Origin of the sequence: Pandoraea sp. B-6 (assembly GCF_000282835.1) — a bacterium.
Taxonomy (GTDB): Bacteria; Pseudomonadota; Gammaproteobacteria; order Burkholderiales; family Burkholderiaceae; genus Pandoraea; species Pandoraea cepalis.
Genome location: NZ_KB290558.1, coordinates 1 through 25,580, shown reverse-complemented (window position 1 = coordinate 25,580; position 25,580 = coordinate 1). Strand labels below are relative to the sequence as shown.

Sequence of the window (25,580 nt, the reverse complement as noted above, 5' to 3'; positions counted from 1 at the left end):
GCGCCGCCATCATGCAAATCGCATTGCGTTGTGCGGGCATGTGCCGGGCGCGTCCATACCCATCGAAGGCGCGCTGCGCTTCGATGAAGCGTTTCACCCGTTCCCCGTGCTTCGCTTGCGGTAGCTGCTCTATGGCCCGTATCCGCGTCTGTTGACGGTGCCCGCAGGCACCGTCTTTTACTTGCCCTCAGGCTATCGCCGTTGTTTGACAAATCTGTGACAGTGTCGGATTTGCCACACACGCCGAGACGGCGAAACCCCCACCGTCGAACACCCTGGATATCCATCGCGTGCGCCCGGCATTCCTCCGGCGCGGAGACGAAAAAAAACGGCAACGCCGCAAAGCGTTGCCGTTGCCTCGCGAGGGTGCCGCCGACCGGCGCGCCCTCCCGAACTTACCAGGCGGTGACCACCGAGCCGCCGAACTTCTTCTCGATGAAGGCCTTCACTTCCGGCGAATGGTAAGCCTTGATCAGCTTGGCCACCCAGGGCTTGTTCTTGTCGGCCGTGCGAATGACCAACACGTTGGCGTACGGGCCGTTGGCGTCTTCGATGGCAATCGAATCACGCTTCGGGTTCAGACCGGCTTCCATCGCAAAGTTCGTGTTGATGACGGCCACCGCCACATCGTCGAGCGAGCGCGGCAGTTGTGCGGCGTCCAGCTCGACGAACTTCAGCTTCTTTGGGTTATCGACCACGTCGAGCGGCGTCGCCTTCAGACCGGCGTCGGCACGCAGCTTGAGCAGGCCCTGCTTCTGCAGCAACAGCAGGGCACGGCCGCCGTTGGTCGGGTCGTTCGGCAGCGACACCTTGTCGCCGGCCTTCAGATCGGCCAGCGACTTGATCTTCTTGGAATAGATGCCCATCGGGAAGATCACGGTCTTGGCGATCGACTCAAGCTTGTAGCCACGGTCCTTCACCTGGGCGTCGAGGTACGGCTGGTGCTGGTAGCTGTTCGCGTCCAGGTCGCCCGACGACAGCGCGGCGTTCGGTTGCACATAATCGCTGAACTCGATGACCTTGATATTCAGACCGTCTTTGGCCGCGACCTTCTTCACTTCATCGAAGATCTGCGCGTGCGGGCCGCCCGTGACACCGATCTTCAGATTGACGACATCGGCGGCAACCGCCGACGCGGCGAATTGCGTGGCGAAAACCGTAGCGGCACCGACACCGGCCAGCAGTTTGAAAAGCGTGCGACGTTGCATGGAAAAACCTCGTGTGTGTGATGTGCCGGTGCGCCGGCGACGTTGTTATATGAGATGTTACTTATGGCTCAGGCGACGCACCAGCCAGTCGCCGAACGTCTGTACCAACTGCACGAAGACGATCAGGATCAGCACGACGGTAATCATCACTTCGGGCAGGAAGCGCTGATAGCCGTATCGGATGCCCAGGTCGCCCAGACCGCCGCCGCCGATGGCGCCGGCCATTGCCGAATAGCCGACCAGACTGACGAACGTGATCGTCAGACCGGCCACGATGCCCGGCAAGGCCTCGGGCAGCAACACCTTGGTGACGATCTGGCCGGTGGTCGCGCCCATCGACTGCGCCGCCTCGATCAGGCCACGGTCGACCTCGCGCAGGGCCGTCTCCACCAGGCGCGCGACGAACGGCGCGGCGGCGATGGTGAGCGGCACCACGGCCGCCATCGTGCCGATGGACGAGCCGACAATCAGACGCGTGAACGGGATCACCGCGACGAGCAGGATGATGAACGGTGTCGAGCGCACCGCGTTGACGAGGATGCCGACGACACGATTGGTCGGCAGGTTTTGCAACACGCCGTTGCGATCCGTCAGATAGAGCAGCACGCCAAGCGGCACGCCGACCACGGCACCGATCAGGCCGGAAATCCCGACCATGATGAGCGTCTCCCAGAAGGAGGAGACGAAGAGATCGAACATTTCACTCCACATGGCTCAGCTCCTCAACGACAACACCTTGACTGGCGAGGAACGCCATGGCTTCGGCCACCCGGGCCGGGGTGCCGCCCGCCAGCACGGCGAGCGATCCGAACGCCTGCCCCTGGATCTCGTCGATCTGGCCGTGCAGGATGTTGAAATCGAGTTCGTAGCGACGAATCGCCTCGGAGAGCAGCGGCTGATCGACGCCTGCGCCGGAGAACGCCAGACGATACAGGTGATCGTGACCGTTGCCGATGCGCGACGCGACACGCTCGCGAACGCCCGCGGGCAGCTCCTGCGAAATCACGTCGCCGATAAGCGCACGCGTGACGTCGTGACGCGGGCGCAAGAACACTTCGATGACACGGCCCTGCTCGACCACACGGCCGGCATCGAGCACGGCGACGCGGTCGCACACCTGCTTGATGACTTCCATCTGGTGTGTAATCAGCACAATGGTCAGGCCCAGCTCGCGATTGATGCGCTTGAGCAACTCGAGAATCGAGCGCGTCGTTTCGGGATCGAGCGCCGACGTCGCTTCATCCGAGAGCAGCACCTGCGGCTCGCTCGCCAGCGCGCGGGCAATGCCCACCCGCTGCTTCTGGCCACCGGAAATCTGCGACGGATAACGATCCTTTTGTGCCGTCAGACCGACGAGTTCGAGCAGCGGCAGGATCTTCGCGCGAATCTCCGCCGCCGACAGACCCGCCAACTCCAGCGGCAACGCCACATTCTCGTAGACGGTGCGCGAGTTGAGCAGATTGAAGTGCTGGAAGATCATGCCGATGCGGCGGCGCGCCTGACGCAGCGCGTCGGACGACAGCGACGTGAGGTCCTGCCCGTCGACGCGCACGCTGCCGTCGCTCGGACGATTGAGCAGATTGATGACACGCACGAGCGTGCTCTTGCCGGCGCCGCTGCGGCCAATGATGCCGAAGACTTCGCCGCGCTCGATCGACAGGCTGATGTTGGAAAGCGCGTCGATCGGCCCCTTGGGCCCAGCGAAACGCTGGGTAATGTTCTGGAGTTCGATCATGCAAAAAAATAGCAGCCCCACTGCTGAAACCGCCCGCAGTGCCGCCGCCTTGACTCGATATTCAGTGCAAAGACAACATTCTAGCCCATGCATCTAAATAGATGAAAATAATAAAACTTGATCTCCTTATATCGGATTTCGACTGAACCTGACGGCGATCACGCTTGTCTGCGAGAGGCGAAGTCGTCGAGCACTTCGATCACGCGGTCAAATTCGAGCGATTTGTCGAAGAAGTACTGCACACCCAGTTGCTGGCAACGCTTGCGGTACGTGGCCAATGCATAGTTCGTGAGCACGATGGCCATCAGTTGGGGCAGCAGTCCCGCGTCGTGCAGGTAGGAGAGCACGTCCATGCCCGAGCCGCGTCGCAGTTGAATATCGACGATCACCGCGTCGAACGAATCTTCCTGGAGTGTGCGGACCGCGTCGTCGGCCGTCTCCGCCACGCCTGTCACCTGGAGCATCCCGGTCGAACCGAGCGCTTCGGACAGGCTCTCGCGGATGACCGCCGAGTCTTCGATCAAGAGCACCTTGAGGGGCAAACCGGACCCCGTATGCGTTGCCGCGTTCCCGGTTGGCATGACAACCTCGCTATCAACTGATCAAGCCGTTCTTGAGCGCGTAGAGCGTCAGGTCGGCATTGGTTTTCAAATGCATCTTTTCCAGCACGCGCGCGCGATACGTGCTGACGGTCTTTACCGACAGATGCAACTCGTCCGCAATTTCGGTGGGCGTGCGGCCCTGCGCGAGCTTGCAGAACACCTGGAACTCGCGCTCCGAGAGTTGCTCGTGGATCGGCTCGTCGCCCGGCTGGTCCAGCTTCTGCGCGAGCAGGTCGGCGGTACCTTCGCTGACATAGCGGTGGCCGCGCGCCACTGTGCGGATAGCCCGGATGATTTCCTCGGGCGCCGCATCCTTCATCAGATATCCGTTCGCGCCGGCGCGCAGCAGGTTGACCGCATACTGCGCTTCAGGATACGTCGACAGGAACAGTACGCCCTGCGCCGGGCGCAGTTGTTTGATCACGCGCAACGTGTCGATACCGTTCTTGTCAGGCATGGCGATATCCAGCAACACGACGTCGAAGGCTGTATCGCGAACCGCACGGATCACTTCGTCGCCGCTCGCCGCTTCGCCCAGCACTTCCATGTCCGACTCGTCGGCAATGAATTGCTTGAAGCCGGTACGGACAATCGCGTGGTCGTCGGCAATCAGGATTTTTATTGTTGTCGGTGACATCTAAGCTCCAGTGACGCTCGGTCGCTCGAATAATGAATCATCTGCCGGTAACTCTCAATGGTGCCGCACGAGATCCTGCGCCTCCACAGCCAGCATGCCGGGCCGCCTGGCGAGCTGCCCGGGCGGCCCCAGACGTCATCTATCGTCGGAACACCCCAAAGAGAAGTGTGACCAGGAAGATCACCAGAAAGATGAAGAACAGGATCTTTGCGATCTCTGCGGCACCGACGGCGATTCCCGTAAAGCCGAACACTGCAGCGATCAACGCGATCACGAAAAAAACGACAGCATAGTGAAGCATCGCAACCTCCTTGTAGGGGAACGGGCCGCGCGCGTCTGCATGACGCGTCACAGTATCGCTTCAGCGCACGGACAAGCCCCGTGCGGCAGCGCTCCGTCTAATCGACGATCTTCTTGGCGACAGTCAGTCCAAGCAGCAGGAAGATCACAAACAGCACCAGGAACAGCACGAACAGAATCTTCGCGATCCCGGCGGCACCCGCGGCGATCCCGGTGAAGCCCAACAGGCCCGCCACGATCGAGATCAGTGCGAACATCAACGCCCACTTCAACATAGCGCTCTCCTCGGTCAATGCATCGTTTCCCGGAGACTTCGTTCGCCTCCGACGGCGCGACACCGGTTTGCGCAACGCGGCGCGAACCCTCGGACGCTGAGTGAATGGTAGAAAAACGGCGCGTAGGCGACTGCCCGGACCCCGCTGGTTTTTGCGTAGGAATTGACTGACAATTCGCGAAACAACGCGATTTTCGACTTATGATCGAAACGCGTTCGATCATCGGTATTCCCTGCACGCCCCTCCTCAACACCTCGCCACAGGCCCTCATGTCTCGATTGCTCACGTCCTGGTTGCGTCGCCGAAGCTGGATCATCGCCATGATCGCGGCGATCGCCATCACCGTTGGCAGCCTGATCGGGCTGGAGTCTGCGCACCGCCGACTGGCGTCCACCTACGAGGCGGCCTTGCAGGCCATGACCGCGGCCAACGAACTCAACGAGATCATGGCGCGCACGTCGACCGTGGTGTCGAGCCAACGCGGCTATTTGCTCACGAACGACCCGATCTATCTCGATCCCTACCTGTCGGCCGTGCGTCGCATTCGTGATCTCGCCGCCCTGATCGTCCGGCATTACGAAGCCACGGGCGACACGCAGGCCACGAAGGACTTTGCCAATGTGATGACGCTGTTCTCGCAGCGCATCACCGCCATGGAAACGGCACGCGCGGCGGTCAAGCAAGGGAAGATGAATTTCGAAGAGGCGCTCTCGCCTGCCAATCTCGGCATCGGCACGATGGAGCCGGTGCAAGACGGCATCACCGACCTGTACAACCGCGAGCTGGCGCGCGCGCGCACTGCACAGAACGACGGACGCTTCGATCAGGCGATCTCGGCGATAAGCGCCGGCGCGCTCTCGGTGCTCACCATCCTGCTGTTCGTACTGCTGTTTCGTTCCCTCGGCCGGCAGATGCGGCAGGAGCGACTCGCGCGCGACCGGTTGAGCGAACAGCAAGCGCATCTGGATCGGGTCGTGCGCGAGCGCACCGAGCAACTGGACGAGTTGGCCACCCACTTGCAGAACGTCAGCGAGGACGAGAAGACCCGACTGTCGCGCGAGCTGCACGACGAACTCGGCGCGATTCTCACCGCCTGCAAGATGGATGTGACCTGGGCGCATCACAAGCTGCGCAACGTCGATCCGGTGATTGCCGAGAAGCTCGCCCGAGCGCAACGCAATCTCGACGCCGGCATTCAGACGAAGCGCCGCATCATCGAGAATCTTCGCCCGACGGTGCTGATCAACTTCGGTCTTGTGACGGCGTTGCGCTCGCTCGCCGAGGAAACCGCCGATCAACAGCACTGGCAGCTCGATCTCGACCTGCCCGAAGAGGACTTCGCCCTGCCGGAGTCGACGGCCATCGTGCTGTTCCGCGTTGCCCAGGAAGCGCTCACGAACGCGGGCAAGTACGCGCGTGCCACTACCGTGCGCGTAGCCCTGGCATGCGACGATCAGCGGGTGCGTCTCGAAGTCATCGACAACGGGATCGGTCTCACGCCGGATCAGTTCAACAAGCCCAAGACACACGGCCTGTTCGGCATGCGCCAACGGGTCTCGGCCAAGGGCGGACGCATCGACATTCACTCGCTGCCGCTGCGAATCGGCACCGAGATCCAGGTCGTGCTGCCGCTGTGCAATCCGGCGGACGCGCCCAACATCGCGACCGAAGTCACCGAAAGCACCGCCACACAGACACCTGCCCCCGGGAAGCCCGACGACGGCGCGAGCGCCTCGCCGCAAACGCCTTGAACCCCTGATCCGCAATACGGCGCCCTGGGTACTGCGTCCTCGATACCGAGCACGTCGGAATGCGCCGACAGCGCAACCCGACGCCACCTACGCCGCGATGCTATCGCGGCTGACATCGCGAACACTTCGCACTCCCTACCATGGAATCTCGTGCCGCATCGAAAGCGCGGCAACGAGGCGCGCCGCTTTGCGTGCCGATGCGATGAAAATTCTCCGAACCGAACCTATCCCAACCCAATATGAAGGAGTTGCTATGAACTCGGATCTGATCAAGGGCAAGTGGAACCAACTCAAGGGCGAAGCGAAGAAGCAGTGGGGCAACCTGACGGATGACGATCTGCTCAAGATCGAAGGCAACCGCGACAAGTTCGTAGGGACGATCCAGGAACGATACGGCAAGGCGAAGGCCGAAGCCGAACGCGAAGTCGACACGTGGAACGACCAACACAAGCTTTGGTAAGCGCTTGCCGCCGTGCCCGCCGGGAGGCGGGCGCCCCGACGCGTCCCTTTCACTTCGCGCGCGTGCCGCGCGTCGCACAACATCCTCTGTCAAAGGAGACATTCAAATGAAACGACTGATCGCCATCGCACTGCTCTCCGGCTTCGCGCTGGGGCTCGCCGGATGCAACACCATCCACGGCGCGGGCAAGGACGTCGAACGAGGGGGCGAAGCCATTCAGGGCGCCGCCGATCGCGCCAAGTAATCCGGCATATCGCCGAATCCACGTTCCCCGCATGTCCCCCCGCCCCCCCGAAACTTGTGATGCATCGGCATTGCGCCTCATGCGCATTCCATTGCCCGCCTGAAGGAGGACCCCGACATGTCACATCGAACTGTCATGAACATTCTGACCTGCGCCAGCCTGAGCGTGGGCACCGCGGGAATGCTGAGCACCGCGGCGGCCCACGCGGCGGACGCGGCGACCAAGGATCGCTACGAGGCGACGCAGAAATCGGCCGAGGCCGACTACAAGGCGTCGGTCGCGCGTTGCAAAGCGCTCAAGGACAACGCGAAGCGTGTCTGTGTCGCGAGTGCAAAGGGCAACGAAGCCATTGCCAAGGCCAATGCGCAAGCCGACTATGAGCAAACACCCAAGGCGCGCTACGAGGCCGCCGTCGCGAAGGCCGACGCCGATTACAGCGTTGCCAAGTTGCGCTGCGACGACAAGAAAGGCAACGACGAGGACGTTTGCGTCAAGGACGCCGAAGCCGCCAAAACCAAGGCCTACGGCGATGCCAAGGTCATGCGCACGAGCCGGGAATCGTCTAAGGACACGATGGCCGCGCGGCAGGACGCCAATGCCGAGGCGGACAAGGCGCAGTACAAGGCCGCGCTCGAACGCTGCGAAGCGCTGGCCGGCAATCCCAAGGACACCTGCGAGGCGGACGCCAAGGCGCGCTTCCACCAGTAAGCGCAGGGATCTCCCAAACCATGCGGATCGCGGCCACGGATCCGTCCCAAAAACAGCAGATCCGGACGCACCGGGCGAACCGGTTAGGCAGGGAGGAGACGGCGGCGTTGCGTGCAGCCCCGCGACGTCGATGGCGGGCGAATGCGGCAAAAGCGGCATTCGCCTGCTGTTTTTGTGCCACAGGCGGCGAGCGTGCGTGTAAATGAATGTAACAAGCGCAGCCCGACCTGACGCTCCCCGACGCGAGCGCGGCAACGCAAGACGCTCACCGAAACGAGCGCAAATCGTTGATTCTGAATAGAATGACGACTTGATCTACACGTTTGGCGGCCGCTTTTCCTCGCCCGGACGTTCCCTGTGCCGTGTCAATGCGCATACTTTGCAACAATTGCGCCACGCCCGCGTTTCGGAACTTCAGTAAAGTTAAGCCAAGGAATCTGACGAACAACGGTGCTTAAGGGCACCCGGCGCGTCGCACGGCATGGTGCCGTCCGGGCGCTGTCATCAGTACGCTGCCAAGTCCGCAGGAGAAATGTCATGAAAACCAAGTTTGCCGCCCTTGCCATCGCGGGGATCGCGCTCGCTGCGGGTGCCGTCGGGACAGCGCAGGCTCACGTCTCGGTCGGTATCGGCATTGGCCTGCCGCTGGTCGTCCCGGCACCGGTCTATGCGCCGGCGCCCGTATACGTCGCGCCCCCGCCGCCGGTCTACTACGCCCCGCCGCCCGTCTATGTCTCGCCCGCGCCGGTGTATTACGGTCCTCCGCCGGCGTATTACGGCCGTCCGTACTACGGGTACGGGCACGGTCGCTGGCGCCGCGACCACTGGCATCGCGATTGAGCGACGGCCGGCCCCACGCGGGCAAACGCATCGGATAACACACCGGTCGCCGAAAAATGAACGCGCCACCGACTGCGAAGTCGGTGGCGCGTTGTCTTTGGCCGCGCCGGTCGGCGCAACGCGGCTACCTGCCGACGCGATAGGCGATGCGAAAGCCGCCCCAATGACGCCCATTCACATAGATCGGCGCCGAGGCATCTTTCATCACCATGAACGCCCCGCCGCCCATATCTCGCCGGTAAGTCTGCAGCAACAGCGGTTGGGTGTTGCGTCCGGCGGCCGCGCCCGTGCGGTCGTTGAACAAACGCCGGTTGCGGCAATTCGCGGCATTCCAGACCGGATCGTTGGTCGGTGCCTGCGAGAACTTGCGGTTATGCGTCGGCAGATAGCCGTTCTCGTCGACGGCGGCGCAAAAGGCGATACGCTCGTTGAGCGCGAGCAACGGCTCCTGGATGGCCGGGAGCGTCTCGTCGGTAAAGCGCGTGAAGCTGGCCATCAACTGCTGCGGGTTCGAACCGGGGATCGGCTCGTAGCGGCGGTCAAACAATGCCTGCTCGGTGATCTTGCCCTTGGCAAGCGCCGCCTCGAAGCTCTCCCCCACCTGCTTGGCCGCGCGGCGTACCGCGCGAATGAACGGTGTGTCCTCCGTCTCGACGTCGCTGCCGGCGATCAGGCCGATCAGATGTTCCGAGACGCCTAGCAAACCGTTGATACGCTCGCGCGCACGCTCAACGTGTTCCGCCGAATGCGAAACGCCGTCGGCCATTTCATCGACGTGGGCGACGAGCGTGGCGCATTCGCTTTCGATGGCTTCGCTGGCCTGCGCGATCTGTCCGGCCTGACGGTCGAACGTGTCGAGCGCAGTCCCGGCCGTCTCGATCACGCTGGCGATGGCGCGGGTGCCTTCGCGGGCGTCGTTGGCGCGCGCGACGTTCGCGTTGCTCTCGCGCATCAGGCGCTCGGTGCGCTCGCCCAGCGTGGCGAGCGTGTGCTCGATCTGCTGCGTCGCCTCGGCCGTCTTGCTCGCGAGCAGTTTGACCTCGGTAGCCACGACCGCGAAGCTGCGCCCAGCCGCGCCGGCGCGCGCGGCTTCGATGGCGGCGTTGAGCGCCAGCAGATTGGTCTGACGCGCGATCACCGAAATACCCTCAGCCACCTTGCCGACGTGATCGAGCGCGTCGCGCAGCCCGGCGATCTCGCCGGCCATGCCGGAGACGCCCTCCACGAGACCGTGGATCGACGCCAGCGACGCGTCGGCCGTGTGGCGCGACGCCGCAATTTCGGCGCTCGCGCGATCGGCCACATCGCGGGCCTCACGCGCGGCGCTGGCGATACGTTGGTTGCCTTCGCTGGTCTCGGTGGCGGTTTGGTGAAGCGCCTGAAACACGTCGGCCTGACGCTTGATGCGAACGGCGATCTCGTCGACGTTACCGGCGATGTCGCACAGTTCAACGCCGAGGGTGCCGGCATTGGCCGCCACCTCCTTCATGATGTTGACGGTTTGCGCCGCTCCCCGGGTGCGCGTGAATAGCCCCATTGTCAGTCTCCTCGCGTCTCTGATCCACTTGTTATGACGAGGGCGCGACAGTCGCCGTACCGCACGGAAATCATCGGGGCAGACGTTCGCGCCACACGCTGGTGTGTCGAAAGAGATAACGGGAGAAAAAACGGTCGACTTGAGGGTTGCCTCACTGGTCGCCGCCCCGCGCTTCCGACTTTATAGGACCACCCTCTCATGCACGGCTTACGCGGGACTTACTGACCCGGCCGTGTCGCGTCGGCACGCAATCATCCGAATAGTGGCTATGATGGCGATCAATCATCACCCTATCCGATGGATTCGACATGACGCCGGACCAATTGCTGACCTTCGCGACCGTGGCCGAACTTGGCAACATCAGTCATGCGGCGCAAGCGCTGCACCTATCGCAACCGGCCGTCTCCGGCCAGTTGCGGCTGTTGCAGGAGTCGTTCGGCGAGCCGTTGTATCGACGCGATGGACGCGGTATCCGGCTGACGGCCGTGGGCGAGCAGGTCGCCGTATATGCCAACAAGCTGCGGCAGGACTATCGCCAGGCCATGGCACTGCGCGATAGCCTGCGCGGCATGGAAACCGGGGCGCTGCGCATCGGGGCGAGTACGACGCCGGCAAGCTACCTGCTGCCCTACGCGATTGCGGAATTCCATCAACGCTACCCTGCGGTCGCACTGCATATCATCGACGGCAACACCAGTGAAATCGTGGCGCAGCTCGATCGGCTCGACGTGGCATTCATCGAAGGCGCCGTGCCGCCGGGTCTGTCGCCGGAGATCGCGGTGCGTCCGTGGCGCGACGACGAAGTCGTTGCCATTGCCCGGGCCGACCATCCCCTCGCGCAGCATCCGCAAGGCGCATCGCTGCAGGCCATCGCCGAGTACCCGTTGATCCTGCGTGAACCGGGGTCGGGGGTACGCGCGCTGGTCGCGCGCGCGTTCTCGGTGGCCGGACTCGCGCCACGCGTGGCGCTGGAATTGGCCGGGGTGGAGAGTATCAAGGAAGCCGTGCGGGCGGGCATGGGCGTGGGCTTCGTGTCCGCGATGTCGATGCGTCACGAAGACGCGGCGCTCGCCTCGGTTCGCATCGATCCCCCGCATGGCCTCAAGCGACTGCTGACGGCGCTCGTGCCGCATGCCGATGCCCTGTCACGTCCGACCGAGCGATTTCTCGCCCAGTGCTTCGCCAGGGCCGCCGACGAACCGGCAACGTTGCGGTAACCGCGCGCGGTTCGTCCGTACGTCGGTACGGGTGCGCCAGCGACGCATGGCGCTTGCCGCATCCCGCTCAGAACGGCATGCGTACCCACTCCTCCACGGCACCCACGACCTTGTCACGCGTTCGCATCAGCAACGAAAACGATAAATCGGCCTGAGCGCTCGACAGCATTGCACCGGTCAGGTCGTCGCTCTGGCCCAGATCGAATGCGCGCATGCGCTCGCTGGCGTCGCGCGCCCCCGTCACGCTATCCAGTTCGCGCTGTGTCGCATGCATGCGACGCCTCTCGGCCATCAATGACTGTTCCATCGAGACGGGCATCGGCGATCGGCCCCACGCGTGGCCCATATGTAGCAAAGCCCTCACGCGCGTCACACGTGAGGGCTTTGCTGCCTTGCGGCGGCGCCAGGCCGCGTCGGTTCGCGTCAGGCGGCGATTTTCTCGGGCGTTACCGCCTCGTCCTCCACCGAGCTGAGCATCAGATGTTCGAAGGCGCCCAGTGAGGCCTTCGCGCCTTCCCCGACGGCGATCACAATCTGCTTGAACGGCACGGTCGTGACATCGCCCGCGGCGAACACGCCGGGCACCGACGTCGCGCCCTTGGCATCGACTTCGATTTCGCCGTGACGCGTGAGCGACACGCTCCCCTTGAGCCACTCGGTGTTCGGCACGAGACCGATCTGCACGAACACGCCTTCGAGCGCAATCGTGGACGTCTCGCCCGAGGCGCGGTCGCGATACACAAGACCGTCCACCTTCTGCGCGTCGCCACGGATCTCGGTCGTCTGTGCGTTCATCAGCACACGCACATTCGACAGGCTGCGCAGCTTGCGCTGAAGCACGTCGTCCGCGCGCAGTTGCGTGCCGTATTCGATCAGCGTGACTTCCTTGACGATGCCGGCCAGATCAATGGCCGCTTCCACGCCCGAGTTGCCTCCCCCGACCACCGCCACGCGCTTGCCCTTGAAGAGTGGGCCGTCGCAGTGCGGGCAATAGGCCACACCGCGGTTGCGATATTCGCGCTCGCCCGGCACGCCGATTTCACGCCAGCGCGCACCGGTGGCCAGCACGACCGACCGCGCCCTGAGCACCGCGCCGCTGGCCAGATGCACTTCGTGAATCTTGCCGGGAATCAAGGCTTGCGCGCGCTGCGTGTCGATCACGTCGACGTCATACGTCTTCACGTGCTGTTCGAGTGCTGTGGCGAACTTCGGTCCTTCGGTGTGCGTCACCGAGACGAAATTCTCGATGGCCATCGTGTCGAGCACCTGGCCGCCGAAACGCTCGGCGACCACGCCCGTCACAATCCCCTTGCGGGCAGCGTAGATTGCGGCGGCAGCCCCTGCAGGGCCGCCGCCCACGATCAGCATGTCGTAGACAGGCTTGTTCTCGAGCGCCTTCGCGGCGCGCACGCTTGCACCCGTGTCGAGTTTCGCGAGCAATTCCTTCACGCTGGTGCGGCCCTGCGTGAACGATTCGCCGTTGAGGAACACGGTGGGGACCGCCATCACCCGACGCGCCTCGACTTCGCCCTGGAACAACGCGCCGTCGATGGTGACCTGCTGGATGCGCGGATTGATCAACGCCATGACGTTCAACGCCTGCACGACTTCCGGACAGTTCTGGCACGACAGCGAGATGTAGGTCTCGAAGCGGAAATCGCCGTCGAGCGCACGAATCTGCGCGATGGTGTCGTCGTCGAGCTTGACCGGGTGACCGCCCACTTGCAGCAAGGCGAGCACCAGCGACGTGAACTCGTGCCCCATGGGCAGCCCGGCGAAGCGGATGCGCGGGGCTTCCCCCGGCGTGCCGATGGCGAACGACGGACGACGCTCGCCGGCGCTGTCGCCGCCCTCGGCGTGCGCCACGACGGCGATCTGTGGTGAGAGCGGGGCGATCTCGTCGACCAGCGCCTTCATTTCAGCCGACTTCGGACTATCGTCGAGCCACACGGCGATTTCGATCGGACGCGTGACTTTCTGAAGGTACGTTTGCAACTGGGCTTTGAGGTTCGCGTCCAACATGGCGTTTCTCCGTCTCGATGGGGAGTGATGGGGTGAGCGAGGCCCACCGCGCGGGCCACAGGCAGGCGCAGGTCGGCGTCGGGGTTCGGGGTCGGGGGCCGGCGCGCCAGACTCAGGCGGCTGGCGCGCTGGCGAGGCGCTTGCGGCGGCGATCGTGCGTAGCGCAGGGCTCGGCCCATTAGCGCCCCGTAGCGCTTGGATCTTGCTTAGATCTTGCCGATCAGGTCGAGCGACGGGCTCAGCGTTTGCGCGCCCGGCGTCCACTTGGCGGGGCAGACCTCGCCCGGATGGGCGGCGATGTACTGCGCGGCCTGGACCTTGCGCAGCAATTCCTTGGCGTCGCGGCCGATGCCGTTGTCGTGAATTTCGCACAGCTTGATCTCGCCTTCCGGGTTGATCACGAACGTGCCGCGCAGTGCCAGACCTTCTTCCTCGATCAGCACGTCGAAGTTGCGCGAGATCGCCAACGTCGGGTCGGCAAGCATCGGGTACTGGATCTTCTGGATCGTGTCCGACGTGTCGTGCCAGGCCTTGTGGGTGAAGTGGGTATCCGTCGATACGCTGTAGATCTCGACGCCCAGTTTCTTGAACTCGTCGTAGTGATCGGCCAGGTCGCCCAGCTCGGTCGGGCATACGAAGGTGAAGTCGGCCGGGTAGAACACGACCACCGACCACTTACCCTTCAGGGTCTCGTCGGTCACGGTGATGAAATCGCCATTTTGGTAGGCGTTGGCTTTGAACGGCTTGATCTGGCTGTTGATGATCGGCATGTCGTTGTCTCTCTGACGGGGTGGAAAGTGTTGACAGTATGCTGAAAGCTATTGATTAACTAAAATTGATTATTAAAATCTATGTCATTGGTTCAGGCTATCGGCGCCGATAGCCTTCCCGAGCGCTTCCGACATGGCCCGCCATGTCGTCCCTGCGGCATCAGACCGGCCATTGTCCGACGCTCGGTGGCTCAGCGCTGCGGATAGCGCACCGCGCGAACCTTGCCGCTGCCACCGCCGCCGCAGAAGAACAGATCGGCACCGTTATGCTCCAGGCCGCTCACGCCAATGCCCTGCGGCATCTCCACGTGCATGAGCACTTCACCGCTGGCGGGGTCGACCTGACGCAGTTCGCTCTCGTCGTTCTCCCAGGTGCCGTGCCACAGTTCATCGTTCACCCAGGTCACGCCGGTCACGAACCGATCGGACGCGATGCTGCGCAACACCTGCCCGGTGGCAGGATCGATCTGGAGAATGCGGCGATCGCGATATTGCCCGACCCAGAGGCTGCCCTCGGCCCACGTCAGTCCCGAGTTGCTGCCGCTGTCGGGCGCGGGAATCGACGAGACGACCTTGCCGGTCGACGGATCGATCTTGTCGATACGCGATTCGGCGATCTGATAGAGGTGCGTGCCGTCGAAGGCCGTGCCGGCGTCGCTCGGGGCGGCGATCGTGCGACGAACTTCGCCCGTGGCGGGATCGAAGGCGATCAGGGTATCGCCCGTTGCGGCCCATACCTGTCGGCCGTCGAACGTAACGCCATGGATTCGCTCGTTGCCCGCGAACGGACCGTACTCACAGGCGATATCGGCCGCCATCACGGCGGCTTGGGGACGCGGACGTTCCGCTCGTTGCAGTTTGCTTGTCATGTCAGGCTCCGGTTGTGACGCCGTCGTCGGCGTGCAAGTCCACTCTAGCCAAACGACCATCCAACAGGGAGTAACAATGTCGTCGTGAATTCGGCGAGGGGCGGCGATGTCCATCGACGAGCCCTTGCGCGGCCCAGCGCGCACACGCGGCCCTCGTGCTCCAGCGCGGACAAGGCGCGCTGCACGGTGCGTTGACTCGCACCGAGTGCAAGGGCCAGGGCGGAAGTCGACCACGCCGCACCGTCCGACAGCAGAGCGACAAGCGACGCGCGATTGCCGTCGATGGGCGGCAGCAGCACCGACACTGCGCGCCCACCTTGCGTGCGCAGCACGAACCCGCGCGGCGTCGCGTCGATGTCGGCGAGTCCCTTGAGCAACGCGCGCAGACGGCCAATCTCCACACGCAGGTGAGCGCGGTGGGTGTCGTCGGGGCGCCGCAGTCGAAACACTTCCGCGATGAGCGTATCGCGGTCGACGTCGCCGGGCCAGGCGCGCGCGAGTTGCAGCGCCAGGGTGAAGAGCGCCGGACGCCGTGCCAGCGGTCGCCAGCTGCTACCGGCGCTATTGCCGGCGCTGATGCCGCGCCGACAGGCATCGACAACGAGCCCATCCGAATGCAGCAGTCGTGCCACTTCGTCGAGGTTCAAGGCGCGCTCGCCGTCGGACTGCGCAAGGCGAGCCGCCGGTCGCGCCAGGGCGGCGTGCACGGTCTCGACTTCGGCGATCAGCGCGGGAATGTTGGCCGCGGACGCGGCCGTTTGGGCATGTGCGAGCATGGCATGCGCTTGTGGAATGCGCAGTGTGCGCAGCGCCAGCTCGGCACAGATCAGCGCATGTCCGGCGACGAGGCGCGCCGGGACGGCGTCTGACGGGGTGTCCTGCAGGGCTTGCGCAGCGGCGTCGACCTTGCCGAGCAGCACGAGGCGGCGGGCAAGCACCAGATGCGCAAGCATGGCATTGGGGATGTCCGCATGCGCAAGCAGCACAGCGGCGGCGGCGTGGAGCGATCGCGTCGACCCGCCAAGGTCGCGCATGGCGAGCGCGACTTCGGCGTCGGCGACTACACATCGAGCGCGTGCCAGGGCCTCATGCGGGCCGAAGCTACGCGCCGCCCGCTTGAACAGCTCTCGCGCGCGGGCAAACTCGCCCAGCTGTGCCATCGCGATGCCGCGCAGCGCGAGTGCTGGCGCATCGTCGCGCAACGCGATCCGACGCAAGGCACCCAGCGAATCGCCGGCAGCGAGCGCGCGCGCGGAAGCAGCAATGAGGGAGTCCATCGCGCGATATTACCGGGGATCACGCATGGCGCGCCGGAATGCAACGCAACCCAGAACACCATCACCGTCGGTCTGCGTGACGTTTTCTAAGCGGGAACGACGCGCCCTGCAAGAGGGCGCGGCAGGCATGCCGTGCGGACGATTCAATGGGACTGAGACGCCGGGTCGCCGCGACAATCGCTCCCGGAACAGGACGACGCCGCTTTGCGCACGTGCGCTCCCGGCCCGGACGACGTGCCCTGACGTCCGAAACCGATCTGCTGAAAAACGCCGCCACCCAGTTCAAAACCGGAGGCGTAGTGATAGGCGGCCACTGTGGAGCCCAGCGCCACCGATAGCAACAACAACGTTCCCGTACGCCAGCGGCGTCGGACCGTGGAAGCCATGTCTCCTCCCTGTCAGAGGTCGGCCCGCTCGAACGGCGCTTGTCACCGACTATCGGCAACGAGCGTTCCGTCATCTCGGCGGGGATCGAGTTCCCGTCACTACTGAGTCTCGTTTTTTCGCGATTCTGCACGCACTGGCCCCCATTTGTCATCCCGGCTATCCCTAAGCCCGCCAAATGTATCGCGATATGATATATTTTTTTGTTTTTGGACTATGCGGCGCTTCTCGCCCGCCCGACTCATGCCTGCGCCTGCCTCGCCCAATCCAACGGTCACCACCGATGCGCTGACCAAGAGCGATTTCGAAGCCCTATCGGAATTCCGCTATCGGCTGCGCCGTTTTCTCAATTTCAGCGAGTCCGCCGCACGCGACGAAGGCATCACGCCGCAGCAGTACCTGTTGCTGCTGCACGTCAAAGGTATCCCGGGGCGCGACTGGGCGTCCATCAGTGAATTGGCCGAGCGCCTGCAAGCCGTGCATCACAGCGTGGTGGCGCTCGTTGCGCGCTGCGAGAAAGCCGGGCTCGTCACGCGCCGCCAAAACGAAAGCGACCGGCGAGTGGTGGAAGTGCACCTCTCAGCGGCGGGCGACGCGTGCCTCATGAATCTCGCCGCCCAGCACCGCAACGAGTTGAGCACCTTTGCGGACATCTTCCACATTCGTGGCGTTCATTTGTAATCACGGCATTGTCATGGCTTCCGTTCCCCATACTCCTTCGCCTCACTCCACCATGGCCGCGCCCGCCCATGCACGGGACTTTTCGCGTGCGCCGGGCCTGCCTCGACTCATTGCGCTGGCCGCCGTCATCGGCTTTTGCGGTGTGCCTGCCGCGTGGTTGCTGCTGCACCTCATCCAGGGCTTCACCAACCTTTTCTTCTATCAAACGCTCTCGTTCGCGCCACGCTCGCCCGCCAATAACACGCTCGGCGCAGCGGTCATCGCTCTACCGGTCATCGGCGGACTGATCGTCGGCGCGATGGCCCGCTTCGGCAGCGACAAGATTCGCGGTCACGGCATTCCCGAAGCCATCGAGGCGATTCTGTTCGGCAAGAGCAAGATGTCGCCGCGCGTCGCCATCCTCAAACCGTTGTCCTCGGGCATTGTGATCGGCAGTGGCGGGCCATTCGGCGCGGAAGGCCCGATCATCATGACGGGCGGCGCCGTCGGCTCGCTCATCGCCCAATACTTTCACCTGAGCGCCGCCGAGCGCAAGACACTGCTCGTGGCCGGCGCCACCGCCGGCATGACGGCCGTATTCGGCACGCCGGTCGCCGCCGTGCTGCTCGCCGTGGAACTGCTGCTTTTCGAATGGCGTCCGCGCAGCCTGCTGCCGGTGATCGCGGCATGCGCGGTCGCCGGTTTCGCACGGCCGCTGATGCTCGACGCAGGTCCGCTCTTTCCGATGGCGGAATCCGTCGTCGCCCCCATCGCCCTGCTGTCGTGCGTGATCGCCGGCGTATGTGCGGGCGTTCTGTCCGCCGGCATGTCGCGCGCCCTCTACGCCATCGAAGACGGCTTTCACAAGCTTCCCGTGCATTGGATGTGGTGGCCGGCCATCGGCGGTGTCGCCATCGGCATTGGCGGCTATCTCCAGCCGCGTGCGCTCGGCGTGGGCTATGACGTCATCGCAGACCTGCTCGCCGGACACTTCACGCTGCATGCCGCGCTGGCGCTGCTGGTGGTCAAGGCGATCATCTGGGCGATTGCCCTGGGATCGTGCACCTCGGGCGGGGTGCTCGCACCGCTGCTCATGATCGGTGCCGGGCTCGGCACGCTCCTCGCACCGGTGCTGCCGGGTGGCGACGTCTCGCTGTGGGCACTGGTGTGCATGGCGGCAACGCTCGCGGGCGTGCTCGGCGCGCCGCTGACGGCCATCGTCTTCGCCCTTGGTCTCACACACAACGTGAACGCGTTGCTGCCGCTACTGCTCACTTGCGGCATCTCCTACGGCATCACGATCTGGATCATGCCGCGCTCGATCATGACGGAGAAGATCGCGCGACGTGGCCGTCACATCCACCGCGAATACGGCGTCGATCCGCTGGAGCGCCTGCACGTTGGCGAGTTGATGACCCGAGAGCCGGTGTCATTGGCCGCCAACATGCTCATCGACGAAGCCGCGCAGCAAGCCTTCGGCGCGGGCCAGCGCCATCGCGCCTACCCCGTGGTCGACGCCGAGCACAGCGTGCTCGGCATGGTCGACCGGCAAGCACTCACGCGCGCGCAGACACAAGGGTTGCAAACGCTGGGCCAACTGTATGGCGCGAATCCGCCGCTCGTCGCGCTGGCGTCGGAGACGGGGCGTATCGTGTCGGCACGCTTCGCCGCGCATCACCTGGAACGACTGCCGGTCGTGAGCGATGCCGCCTCACGCAAGCTCGTCGGCATCATCAGCCGCAGCGATCTGGTCAAACCGGCTGAGCACTGGCGCTCGGAAGAAGAAGTGCGCGAGCGCATGCTTCATCTCGGACGCCGACGTAGCTGATTCTCGATACGACGACGCGCCGTCAACCAGGGTTGACGGCGCGTCAGAGCGAGAAGCGACGAGACGACCGTTATTGGTCAGTGCATCGGCGCCGAGTTGCGCGCGTCGCGCGACGCGGACGTCGAATTGCCGTGGGCCCGTTCCCAGGCATTCTTCGCTAGCAACGCCAGCATGGCGATCACAGCCGGCATGGCCAGCAGCGAGAACGTCGATGCGAACCCCATGTGACGGCGCATCAGTTCCGCGCCCAGCAACGCACCCGCAATCCCGCCGAAGCGCCCCACACCGAGCATCCACGCCACGCCCGTGGCGCGGCCGTGCGTCGGATAGAACATTGCAGCCAACGACGGCATCGACGACTGCGCACCGTTCATCGCCGTGCCTGCCAGGAAAATCAGCACGACCAGCGCGCCGATGTTGCCCATCGCCTGCCCCACCGCATACACCAGCACGGCCGTGAGCGCGTAGCCTACGGCGACCACTTTCTGCGCGTTGAACTTGTCCATGCACCAGCCCGACAGAATCGTGCCGATGCCGCCGCCCAGCGGGAACAGGGCCGTGATCAGCGCAGCCCGTTCGATGGTGAACCCGGCATCCTTGAACAGCAGCGGCATCCAGCTCGTGAGCAGATAGAAGATGACGAGTCCCATGAAGTAGGTCACCCACAGCATCAGCGAACCGAAGCCATATTGCTTCGAGAGCACGACACCGATGGCGGAACCGGCCCGCTTCGGGGCCGCTTCATTGACCGTAAAGGTGCCGACGTCATCGAGCGACTCGCCCGAAATCCGCGACAGGATGCGGCGCACCCGCTCGATCGGCTTTTGACGCACCACGAGAAACTTGACCGACTCCGGCAGGCAAAGCATCAGCAGCACCGACAGCACCAGCGGCAGCACGCCGCCGAGCACCAGCACGCTATGCCAGCCAAAGTGCGGAATCACCCACGAGGCAACGAATCCCCCCACCGACGCACCCAGCGGGAATCCGCAGAACATGGTGTTGACGATCACCGCGCGACGCGCTTCCGGCGCGTACTCGGAAATCAGCGTCACGGCATTCGGCATGGCCGCGCCGAGCCCCAGCCCTGTCAGAAAGCGCAGCGCCGTGAGCGTTTCGAGATCCTGAGCGAAAGCCGTCGCGAGACTTGCGATGCCGAAGAAGACGACCGAGAGCACCAACAGCGTCTTGCGCCCGAGCTTGTCGGCGAGCGGCCCGGCGAAGATCGCCCCGCCCGCCAGACCGAAGAGCGCCGCAGAGAGCACCGGACCCAGCGAACCTCTGTCGATGTGCCACTGCTGCACCAGCGAAGGCGCAATGTAACCGATGGCCGCGGTATCGAAGCCGTCGATGGCGACGACGAAGAAGCACAGGATCAACGCCACCCACTGATAACCGGAAAACCGGTGTGCGTTGATATAGGTGGGCACATCCACCGTTCTCGTCTGATGCATGAAACTGTCTCCTCGGGGCGTGGCCGCCCCGGTTGTCGTCCCGTCATTATTTTGGATTTCGCCGCCACCGATGCGCGTCCGGTGCCATGGCGTGGCGCGCTTGTCGGTTGCCTTGATTCGACGGATTTGCGGCGTCGATTTTGTGCCGCTACTGTAAGGCCTTCCAGTGGCCGTCAAAATGATCTTTCGTCAGATCATCCATAACGGCCGGTTATACGCGCGAGCAGGCGAGCACTGGCGCCCGCGCGCCGATGCCCCGCCCTGCGCCTCAGGCAAGCGGCAGCCCGACATAATTCTCCGCGAGCATGAGCGATGCCGCGCGCGAACTGACAACGTACTCCAGTTCCGAGCGCTGCATCTGTTGCTCGAACGGCGTGGCGTCGTCGAGGCGGTGCATCATGCGCGTCATCCAGTACGAGAAGTGCTCCGCGCGCCAGATCCGCTTGAGCGCCGCCTCCGAATATCCGTGCAAACCGGCTTCATTATCGCGATGGAAGAAATCGTCGAGCGCGCGCGCCAGACGCCACACGTCGGCCACGGCCAGATTCATGCCCTTGGCGCCAGTCGGCGGCACGATATGCGCCGAGTCGCCCGCCAGGAACAAGCGACCGTACTGCATCGGCGTGGCGACGAAGCTTCGCATCGCGATCACGCTCTTCTGGAAGATCGGCCCCTCCTTGAGGCGCCAGCCGTCGTCGCTTTCCGTGCGCATGTGCAGCTCTTGCCAGATACGCTCGTCGCTCCACGTCTCGGCGCGCTCGCTCGGATCGCATTGGAAGTACATGCGCTGCACCGTCGGGGAGCGCGTGCTGATCAACGCGAAGCCGCGCTCGTGTGCCGCGTAGATCAGTTCGTCGGACGACGGCGGCGCCTCCACCAGCACACCGAACCAGCCGAACGGATACACGCGCTGATATTCCTTGCGCACCGAGGCGGGCATGGCCGGGCGGCACACCCCGTGGAAGCCGTCGCAGCCCGCGATAAAGTCGCACGTCAGCCGTCGCACCTGGCCGTCCACTGTGAATTGCACGCTCGGTTTCGTGCTATCGATGTCATGCACCGAGACGTCCGACACGTCGAACAGAATGTCGCCCTGCACCGCTTCGCGCGCTGCGATCAGATCCTTGATGACTTCGTGCTGCGCATAGACCGTAATGGCGCGGCCGGTCAGTTCGGTCAGCGCAATGCGATGACGCTGGCCGCCGAATGCCAGCTCGATACCGTGATGCAGCGCACCTTCGCGACGCATGCGCTCGCCCACGCCCGTCTCGTTGAGAATATCCATCGTGCCCTGCTCCAGCACACCGGCGCGAATGGTCGATTCCACGGCAGCGCGCGTGCGCGATTCGAGCACGATCGATTCGATGCCTTGCAGATGCAGCAGATGGGAAAGCAGCAGTCCGGCCGGACCGGCACCGACGATGACGACGGGGTAATGGGTTCGCATGCGTTGTCTCCTGTAGTGGCATTGCCCGTGCCTGGCACACCCGTGCCGGGGCATCTCGCGACGGGTCGACGGCCTGCATGCGGCTTGCATTTCTCTGCTGCCTTGCGCTTGCTGCACCGAATTGGGACTACGCGTAAACGAGCATCCCTGAACCGATGGACACGCCTTGTCACGAGGGGCGAATGCGTCATATCTTATGGACCGCACGCGTCGAGTTGAATGGATGAATCGACGCCTTTCTTGTACTTTTTCGACAACTTCGACCAAGGGAAAACCAGTATGTCAGGCGCGTCACCCCGGCTGCGCGCGGCGCGCGAGGCGATTCCGGAATTCTCGCTGTATGGTGAATTGACGGGCACCGACAGCGCCGATTTCGTCCATATCGAGTGGATTGAGACGCGCAGCCGCCTCTACGACTGGCATATCGACACGCACCGGCATCTGGGACTGTTCCAGGTGCTGGCGATCTTCGAAGGCGCGGTGGAGGCGAACGTCGACGACGCCACGTGGGAGGTGCAAGGCCCGGCCGTCATCACGGTGCATCCGTCGGCCGTCCATAACTTCCGCTTCTCGCGCGGCGCGCACGGCTTCGTGTTGACGATGGCGCAGAGCGTGCCGTTCGATGCCGCGCTCGGCGCCGATGCCGACATGGCGTCGCTGCTGCGCAAGCCGTGGCTATTCCCGCTGGGCGATGCACCGCAAACGCGCGACCGTCTCCATACGTTGCTCGGTCTCATCATGGACGAGTTTTCACGCCCGCAACTCGGGCATGCGGAAATGGTGGGATGGCTCACGCGCAGCGTGCTGCTGCTGCTCGCGCGCCTGCATGCGCATCACGATTCGGCGACACGGGCCGGACGCACGGAGCTGGATTTGTTCGCGCGCTTTCGCGCCCTTGTCGAGACGCATTACACCGAGGCATGGGCTGTACCGGCCTACGCCGAACGACTGCACGTCACCGAGAGCAAGCTCAATCGGTTGTGCCGTCGCATCGCGGGAAAATCGGCCTTCGATCTGGTGCAGGACCGATTGATGCTCGAAGCGCGCCGCAAGCTGATCTATATTCCCGCGCCGGTCTCGCACGTGGCTTACGAACTCGGATTCCAGGACCCGGCGTATTTCTGTCGCGTCTTCAAACGGCATGTCGGCGTCACACCGTCGGCGTTCCGCCGCAACGCGCAACATGCCCACTTGGGCGACGCCTCATAACCTGATGCCCCGGGGGGCGGGCCTTCCCTGTTGAAGGCCCGCCCCCCGGCGACGCACCGATTCGCAGATTCCCCGATGCGTCGGCGCTCAGTGCTTACGCATTGGCCGGCGTCGGCACGCGCAGGAAGCTCAAGAGCGCCTCAGTCACGGCCGGGGCACACTCGATATTGGAGAGATGCGCGCCCGGCACGACGATCTGCTGCGCGCCAGGAATCCGTTCGAGCATCGCGCTCGACATCGCGGGCGGCGTTGCGAGGTCCCCCGCGCCGGTCACGATCAATGTCGGCGCGGTGATCGACGCGATCTCGTCGAGCTGATTCATATCGCGCACGGCAGCGCAGGCGGCCGCGTAGCCCTGCGGCGACAGCGAGCGGAACATCGCCTTCATGCGCTCGATCAACGCCGGCTCCTGCTCCGCGAATGCGGGCGTAAACCAGCGCGACACCACGGCGTCGGCGACGGCAGCCATACCATCGGCCAGCACCGTGCGAATGCGCGCATTCCAGCCGTCTTCGCCGCCGATGTGCGCCGAAGAGCAAACGATAGCGAGACGCTCGATACGCTGTGGTGCGTGAATTCCCAGCCACATGCCCGTCATGCCGCCCATCGACACCCCCGCCACGCTCGCACGCTCGATATGCAGCGCGTCGAGCAGCCCGATCACGTCACGTCCCAATTGGTCGATGACGTAAGGGCCCGGCGTGACGGACGAGCCGCCATGTCCGCGCGCGTCGTAACGGACCACCCGGAATTCACGGGCGAGCGCCGGCACCTGCGGCGCCCACATCTCGAGCGTCGTGCCCAGCGAATTGGACAGCACCAACGCCGGTGCGCGGTCGTCGCCGTCGATCGCCACGCGCAGCGTAGCGTCGCCCACCTCGATAAGACGTTCCGTCGTCATTCGTTTCGGCTCCTCAGCGTTGTGCGGCGTCGCGCGCACGGGTCGTCGAACCGGGCTCGGCGGCTTCCATCTCCGCGAAGATCGTCTCGGCGTCGTGGATCGCCTGATTGGCGGCAGGCAGGCCGCAATACAGGGCAGCGTGCATGAACAGCTCCTTCATTTCCTCGCGCGTCACGCCGTTGTTGAACGCGGCGCGCACGTGCATGCGAAACTCGTCGCCGCGATTCAAGGCGATGAGCAGCGAGAGCGTCACCATGCTGCGCATATGGCGCGTGAGACCCGGACGCGTCCAGACATCGCCCCAGGCGAAGCGTGTGATGAAGTTCTGGAAGTCGTCGTTGAATTCGTTGCGGCGTGTGAGGGTGCGATCCACGTGCGCGTCACCGAGGACGGCGCGGCGCACCTGCATGCCGTTGTCGTAGCGTTCCTGATCGTTCATGTTGATTTCCTGCCGGGTTGTGAGGGTGTCACGGCGGCGTCGGCAAGCGCGAGAACTCGGCCCACAAACGTCTCGGCAGCACCCAGATAATGTTGCGGGTCCGTCAGTCGCTCGAGCGTTGCAATGCCGAGGCTGTGGGTAATGTCATCGTCTTCGCGCAGGATGTCGAGCAAAGGACGGTGCTGCGCGAGCGCACTGCGGCAATGTGCTTCGACACGCCGATGGGCTTCGAGACGCCCCATCGTTTCGCCCAACGCCATCGTCACGGCCTCGGCCATGATGAGGCCGTGCGTGATGTCGAGGTTTGCCCGCATGCGCGCCGTGTCGACCGTCCAGTCTTGCACGAGCGTGCGCGCGGTGGCCAGCGCACCACCGCACAGCATGAGCAGTTCGGGCAGCGTTTCCCACTCGGCGTGCCACGTGCCCAAACCGCGTTCGTGATCCTGCTGCATCGCAACGAACAACGTGGCGGCCAGTTGCGGCGTGCGGGTGGCCGCCGCGAGCATTGCCGCACAGCCAACCGGATTGCGCTTGTGCGGCATGGTCGACGAACCACCACGCCCGGGACCGGAGGCTTCGGCAATTTCGCCGACTTCGGTTTGCGTCAGCATCGCCGTGTCGCGCGCGAACTTGCCCAGCGAGCCCGTCAGCGACGCCGCCCAACTTCCCACGCGCACGATGCGATCGCGCTGGCCGTGCCACGGCGTGATCGCCTCCGACAGCCCCAGGTGACGCGCCAGCGCTGCGGCGACCACCGGGCCCAGCGTGCCGAGCGACGCCAACGTGCCGGCAGCCCCGCCGAACTG

At 64.2% G+C, this 25,580-nt stretch carries 27 protein-coding genes; 9 read left to right on the top strand and 18 right to left on the bottom strand.

Translation table 11 applies throughout. The features are described 5' to 3' along the window. Nucleotides 1–395 precede the first annotated feature (395 nt). The 7 genes from A985_RS0120670 to A985_RS27765 all read right to left on the bottom strand — a co-directional run bounded on the left by A985_RS0120670 (nt 396) and on the right by A985_RS27765 (nt 4,757). A complete protein-coding gene (locus tag A985_RS0120670; protein WP_017235279.1) occupies nt 396–1,208 on the bottom strand; it encodes a MetQ/NlpA family ABC transporter substrate-binding protein in 813 nt (270 codons plus the stop codon). Nucleotides 1,209–1,265: 57 nt separating this feature from the next. Further along, nucleotides 1,266–1,919: a methionine ABC transporter permease gene (locus tag A985_RS0120665; RefSeq protein ID WP_017235278.1), complete on the bottom strand. Its 654-nt coding sequence runs from the start codon at nt 1,917–1,919 to the stop codon at nt 1,266–1,268. Beyond that, nucleotides 1,909–2,943 carry a methionine ABC transporter ATP-binding protein gene (locus tag A985_RS0120660; protein WP_026132220.1) on the bottom strand — a complete coding sequence of 345 codons (1,035 nt, stop codon included), beginning with the start codon at nt 2,941–2,943 and terminating at the stop codon, nt 1,909–1,911. The genes A985_RS0120665 and A985_RS0120660 overlap by 11 nt, the downstream gene beginning before the upstream one ends. A 158-nt stretch (nt 2,944–3,101) precedes the next feature. Beyond that, nucleotides 3,102–3,524, bottom strand: coding sequence for a response regulator (locus A985_RS0120655; protein ID WP_017235276.1), 423 nt, complete (start codon nt 3,522–3,524; stop codon nt 3,102–3,104). Nucleotides 3,525–3,537: 13 nt separating this feature from the next. Further along, nucleotides 3,538–4,182, bottom strand: coding sequence for a response regulator transcription factor (locus tag A985_RS0120650; protein WP_017235275.1), 645 nt, complete (start codon nt 4,180–4,182; stop codon nt 3,538–3,540). 139 nt (nt 4,183–4,321) lie between these two features. Continuing rightward, nucleotides 4,322–4,483 (bottom strand): DUF1328 domain-containing protein, encoded by a 162-nt coding sequence (locus A985_RS27770; RefSeq protein WP_017235274.1) that lies wholly within the window; start codon nt 4,481–4,483, stop codon nt 4,322–4,324. 97 nt (nt 4,484–4,580) lie between these two features. Beyond that, the gene (locus tag A985_RS27765; RefSeq protein WP_017235273.1) at nt 4,581–4,757 is read right to left on the bottom strand and encodes a DUF1328 family protein; all 177 of its coding nucleotides are present in this window, start codon (nt 4,755–4,757) and stop codon (nt 4,581–4,583) included. 200 nt (nt 4,758–4,957) lie between these two features. Between A985_RS27765 and A985_RS26475 the strand changes: the two genes are divergently transcribed. The 5 genes from A985_RS26475 to A985_RS0120615 all read left to right on the top strand — a co-directional run bounded on the left by A985_RS26475 (nt 4,958) and on the right by A985_RS0120615 (nt 8,760). Beyond that, complete coding sequence (locus tag A985_RS26475; protein ID WP_017235272.1) at nt 4,958–6,508, top strand: CHASE3 domain-containing protein; 1,551 nt, start codon at nt 4,958–4,960, stop codon at nt 6,506–6,508. A 253-nt stretch (nt 6,509–6,761) separates the two neighbouring features. Further along, nucleotides 6,762–6,968, top strand: coding sequence for a CsbD family protein (locus tag A985_RS0120630; protein WP_017235271.1), 207 nt, complete (start codon nt 6,762–6,764; stop codon nt 6,966–6,968). Nucleotides 6,969–7,074: 106 nt separating this feature from the next. Then, nucleotides 7,075–7,212, top strand: a complete 138-nt coding sequence (locus A985_RS27760) for an entericidin A/B family lipoprotein (protein ID WP_017235270.1) — start codon at nt 7,075–7,077, stop codon at nt 7,210–7,212. A 117-nt stretch (nt 7,213–7,329) separates the two neighbouring features. Next, nucleotides 7,330–7,920 carry a hypothetical protein gene (locus tag A985_RS0120620; RefSeq protein WP_232424699.1) on the top strand — a complete coding sequence of 197 codons (591 nt, stop codon included), beginning with the start codon at nt 7,330–7,332 and terminating at the stop codon, nt 7,918–7,920. Nucleotides 7,921–8,457: 537 nt separating this feature from the next. Beyond that, a complete protein-coding gene (locus A985_RS0120615; protein WP_017235268.1) occupies nt 8,458–8,760 on the top strand; it encodes a hypothetical protein in 303 nt (100 codons plus the stop codon). A 124-nt stretch (nt 8,761–8,884) separates the two neighbouring features. Here the strand turns inward: A985_RS0120615 and A985_RS0120610 are convergent, their stop codons facing one another. Further along, the gene (locus A985_RS0120610; protein WP_017235267.1) at nt 8,885–10,297 is read right to left on the bottom strand and encodes a methyl-accepting chemotaxis protein; all 1,413 of its coding nucleotides are present in this window, start codon (nt 10,295–10,297) and stop codon (nt 8,885–8,887) included. 308 nt (nt 10,298–10,605) lie between these two features. Between A985_RS0120610 and A985_RS0120605 the strand changes: the two genes are divergently transcribed. Beyond that, the gene (locus A985_RS0120605) at nt 10,606–11,514 is read left to right on the top strand and encodes a LysR family transcriptional regulator (RefSeq protein ID WP_017235266.1); all 909 of its coding nucleotides are present in this window, start codon (nt 10,606–10,608) and stop codon (nt 11,512–11,514) included. Nucleotides 11,515–11,581: 67 nt separating this feature from the next. Here the strand turns inward: A985_RS0120605 and A985_RS26470 are convergent, their stop codons facing one another. From A985_RS26470 to A985_RS0120580, 5 genes are all read right to left on the bottom strand, one after another. Then, entirely contained in the window at nt 11,582–11,788 is a 207-nt protein-coding gene (locus tag A985_RS26470; RefSeq protein ID WP_017235265.1) for a flagellar hook-basal body complex protein FliE, read from the bottom strand. A gap of 149 nt (nt 11,789–11,937) precedes the next feature. Beyond that, a complete protein-coding gene (ahpF, locus tag A985_RS0120595; RefSeq protein WP_017235264.1) occupies nt 11,938–13,536 on the bottom strand; it encodes an alkyl hydroperoxide reductase subunit F in 1,599 nt (532 codons plus the stop codon). Between the two features lie 206 nt (nt 13,537–13,742). After that, nucleotides 13,743–14,306 carry an alkyl hydroperoxide reductase subunit C gene (gene ahpC, locus A985_RS0120590; protein ID WP_017235263.1) on the bottom strand — a complete coding sequence of 188 codons (564 nt, stop codon included), beginning with the start codon at nt 14,304–14,306 and terminating at the stop codon, nt 13,743–13,745. Between the two features lie 191 nt (nt 14,307–14,497). Next, nucleotides 14,498–15,175 (bottom strand): PQQ-binding-like beta-propeller repeat protein, encoded by a 678-nt coding sequence (locus A985_RS0120585; protein ID WP_017235262.1) that lies wholly within the window; start codon nt 15,173–15,175, stop codon nt 14,498–14,500. Nucleotides 15,176–15,219: 44 nt separating this feature from the next. Next, the gene (locus tag A985_RS0120580; protein ID WP_017235261.1) at nt 15,220–16,452 is read right to left on the bottom strand and encodes a hypothetical protein; all 1,233 of its coding nucleotides are present in this window, start codon (nt 16,450–16,452) and stop codon (nt 15,220–15,222) included. Between the two features lie 627 nt (nt 16,453–17,079). Between A985_RS0120580 and A985_RS0120575 the strand changes: the two genes are divergently transcribed. After that, complete coding sequence (locus A985_RS0120575) at nt 17,080–17,517, top strand: MarR family winged helix-turn-helix transcriptional regulator (protein WP_051060326.1); 438 nt, start codon at nt 17,080–17,082, stop codon at nt 17,515–17,517. 52 nt (nt 17,518–17,569) lie between these two features. Beyond that, nucleotides 17,570–19,324, top strand: a complete 1,755-nt coding sequence (locus tag A985_RS0120570) for a chloride channel protein (protein WP_017235259.1) — start codon at nt 17,570–17,572, stop codon at nt 19,322–19,324. Between the two features lie 77 nt (nt 19,325–19,401). Here the strand turns inward: A985_RS0120570 and A985_RS0120565 are convergent, their stop codons facing one another. Both A985_RS0120565 and pobA read right to left on the bottom strand, forming a co-directional pair. Then, nucleotides 19,402–20,778: an MFS transporter gene (locus A985_RS0120565; RefSeq protein ID WP_017235258.1), complete on the bottom strand. Its 1,377-nt coding sequence runs from the start codon at nt 20,776–20,778 to the stop codon at nt 19,402–19,404. Nucleotides 20,779–21,046: 268 nt separating this feature from the next. Continuing rightward, a complete protein-coding gene (gene pobA, locus A985_RS0120560; RefSeq protein ID WP_017235257.1) occupies nt 21,047–22,225 on the bottom strand; it encodes a 4-hydroxybenzoate 3-monooxygenase in 1,179 nt (392 codons plus the stop codon). Between the two features lie 279 nt (nt 22,226–22,504). Between pobA and A985_RS0120555 the strand changes: the two genes are divergently transcribed. Beyond that, the gene (locus A985_RS0120555; protein ID WP_051060325.1) at nt 22,505–23,434 is read left to right on the top strand and encodes a helix-turn-helix domain-containing protein; all 930 of its coding nucleotides are present in this window, start codon (nt 22,505–22,507) and stop codon (nt 23,432–23,434) included. Nucleotides 23,435–23,528: 94 nt separating this feature from the next. Here A985_RS0120555 and pcaD read toward each other — a convergent pair whose 3' ends face one another. The 3 genes from pcaD to A985_RS26465 form a co-directional block, all read right to left on the bottom strand. After that, nucleotides 23,529–24,335, bottom strand: a complete 807-nt coding sequence (gene pcaD / locus A985_RS0120550) for a 3-oxoadipate enol-lactonase (RefSeq protein WP_017235255.1) — start codon at nt 24,333–24,335, stop codon at nt 23,529–23,531. A 13-nt stretch (nt 24,336–24,348) separates the two neighbouring features. Further along, complete coding sequence (gene pcaC, locus A985_RS0120545; protein WP_017235254.1) at nt 24,349–24,774, bottom strand: 4-carboxymuconolactone decarboxylase; 426 nt, start codon at nt 24,772–24,774, stop codon at nt 24,349–24,351. Then, nucleotides 24,771–25,580 (bottom strand): lyase family protein (locus A985_RS26465; RefSeq protein WP_017235253.1); only part of this gene is annotated, 810 nt, incomplete at its 5' end. The genes A985_RS26465 and pcaC, both read right to left, overlap by 4 nt.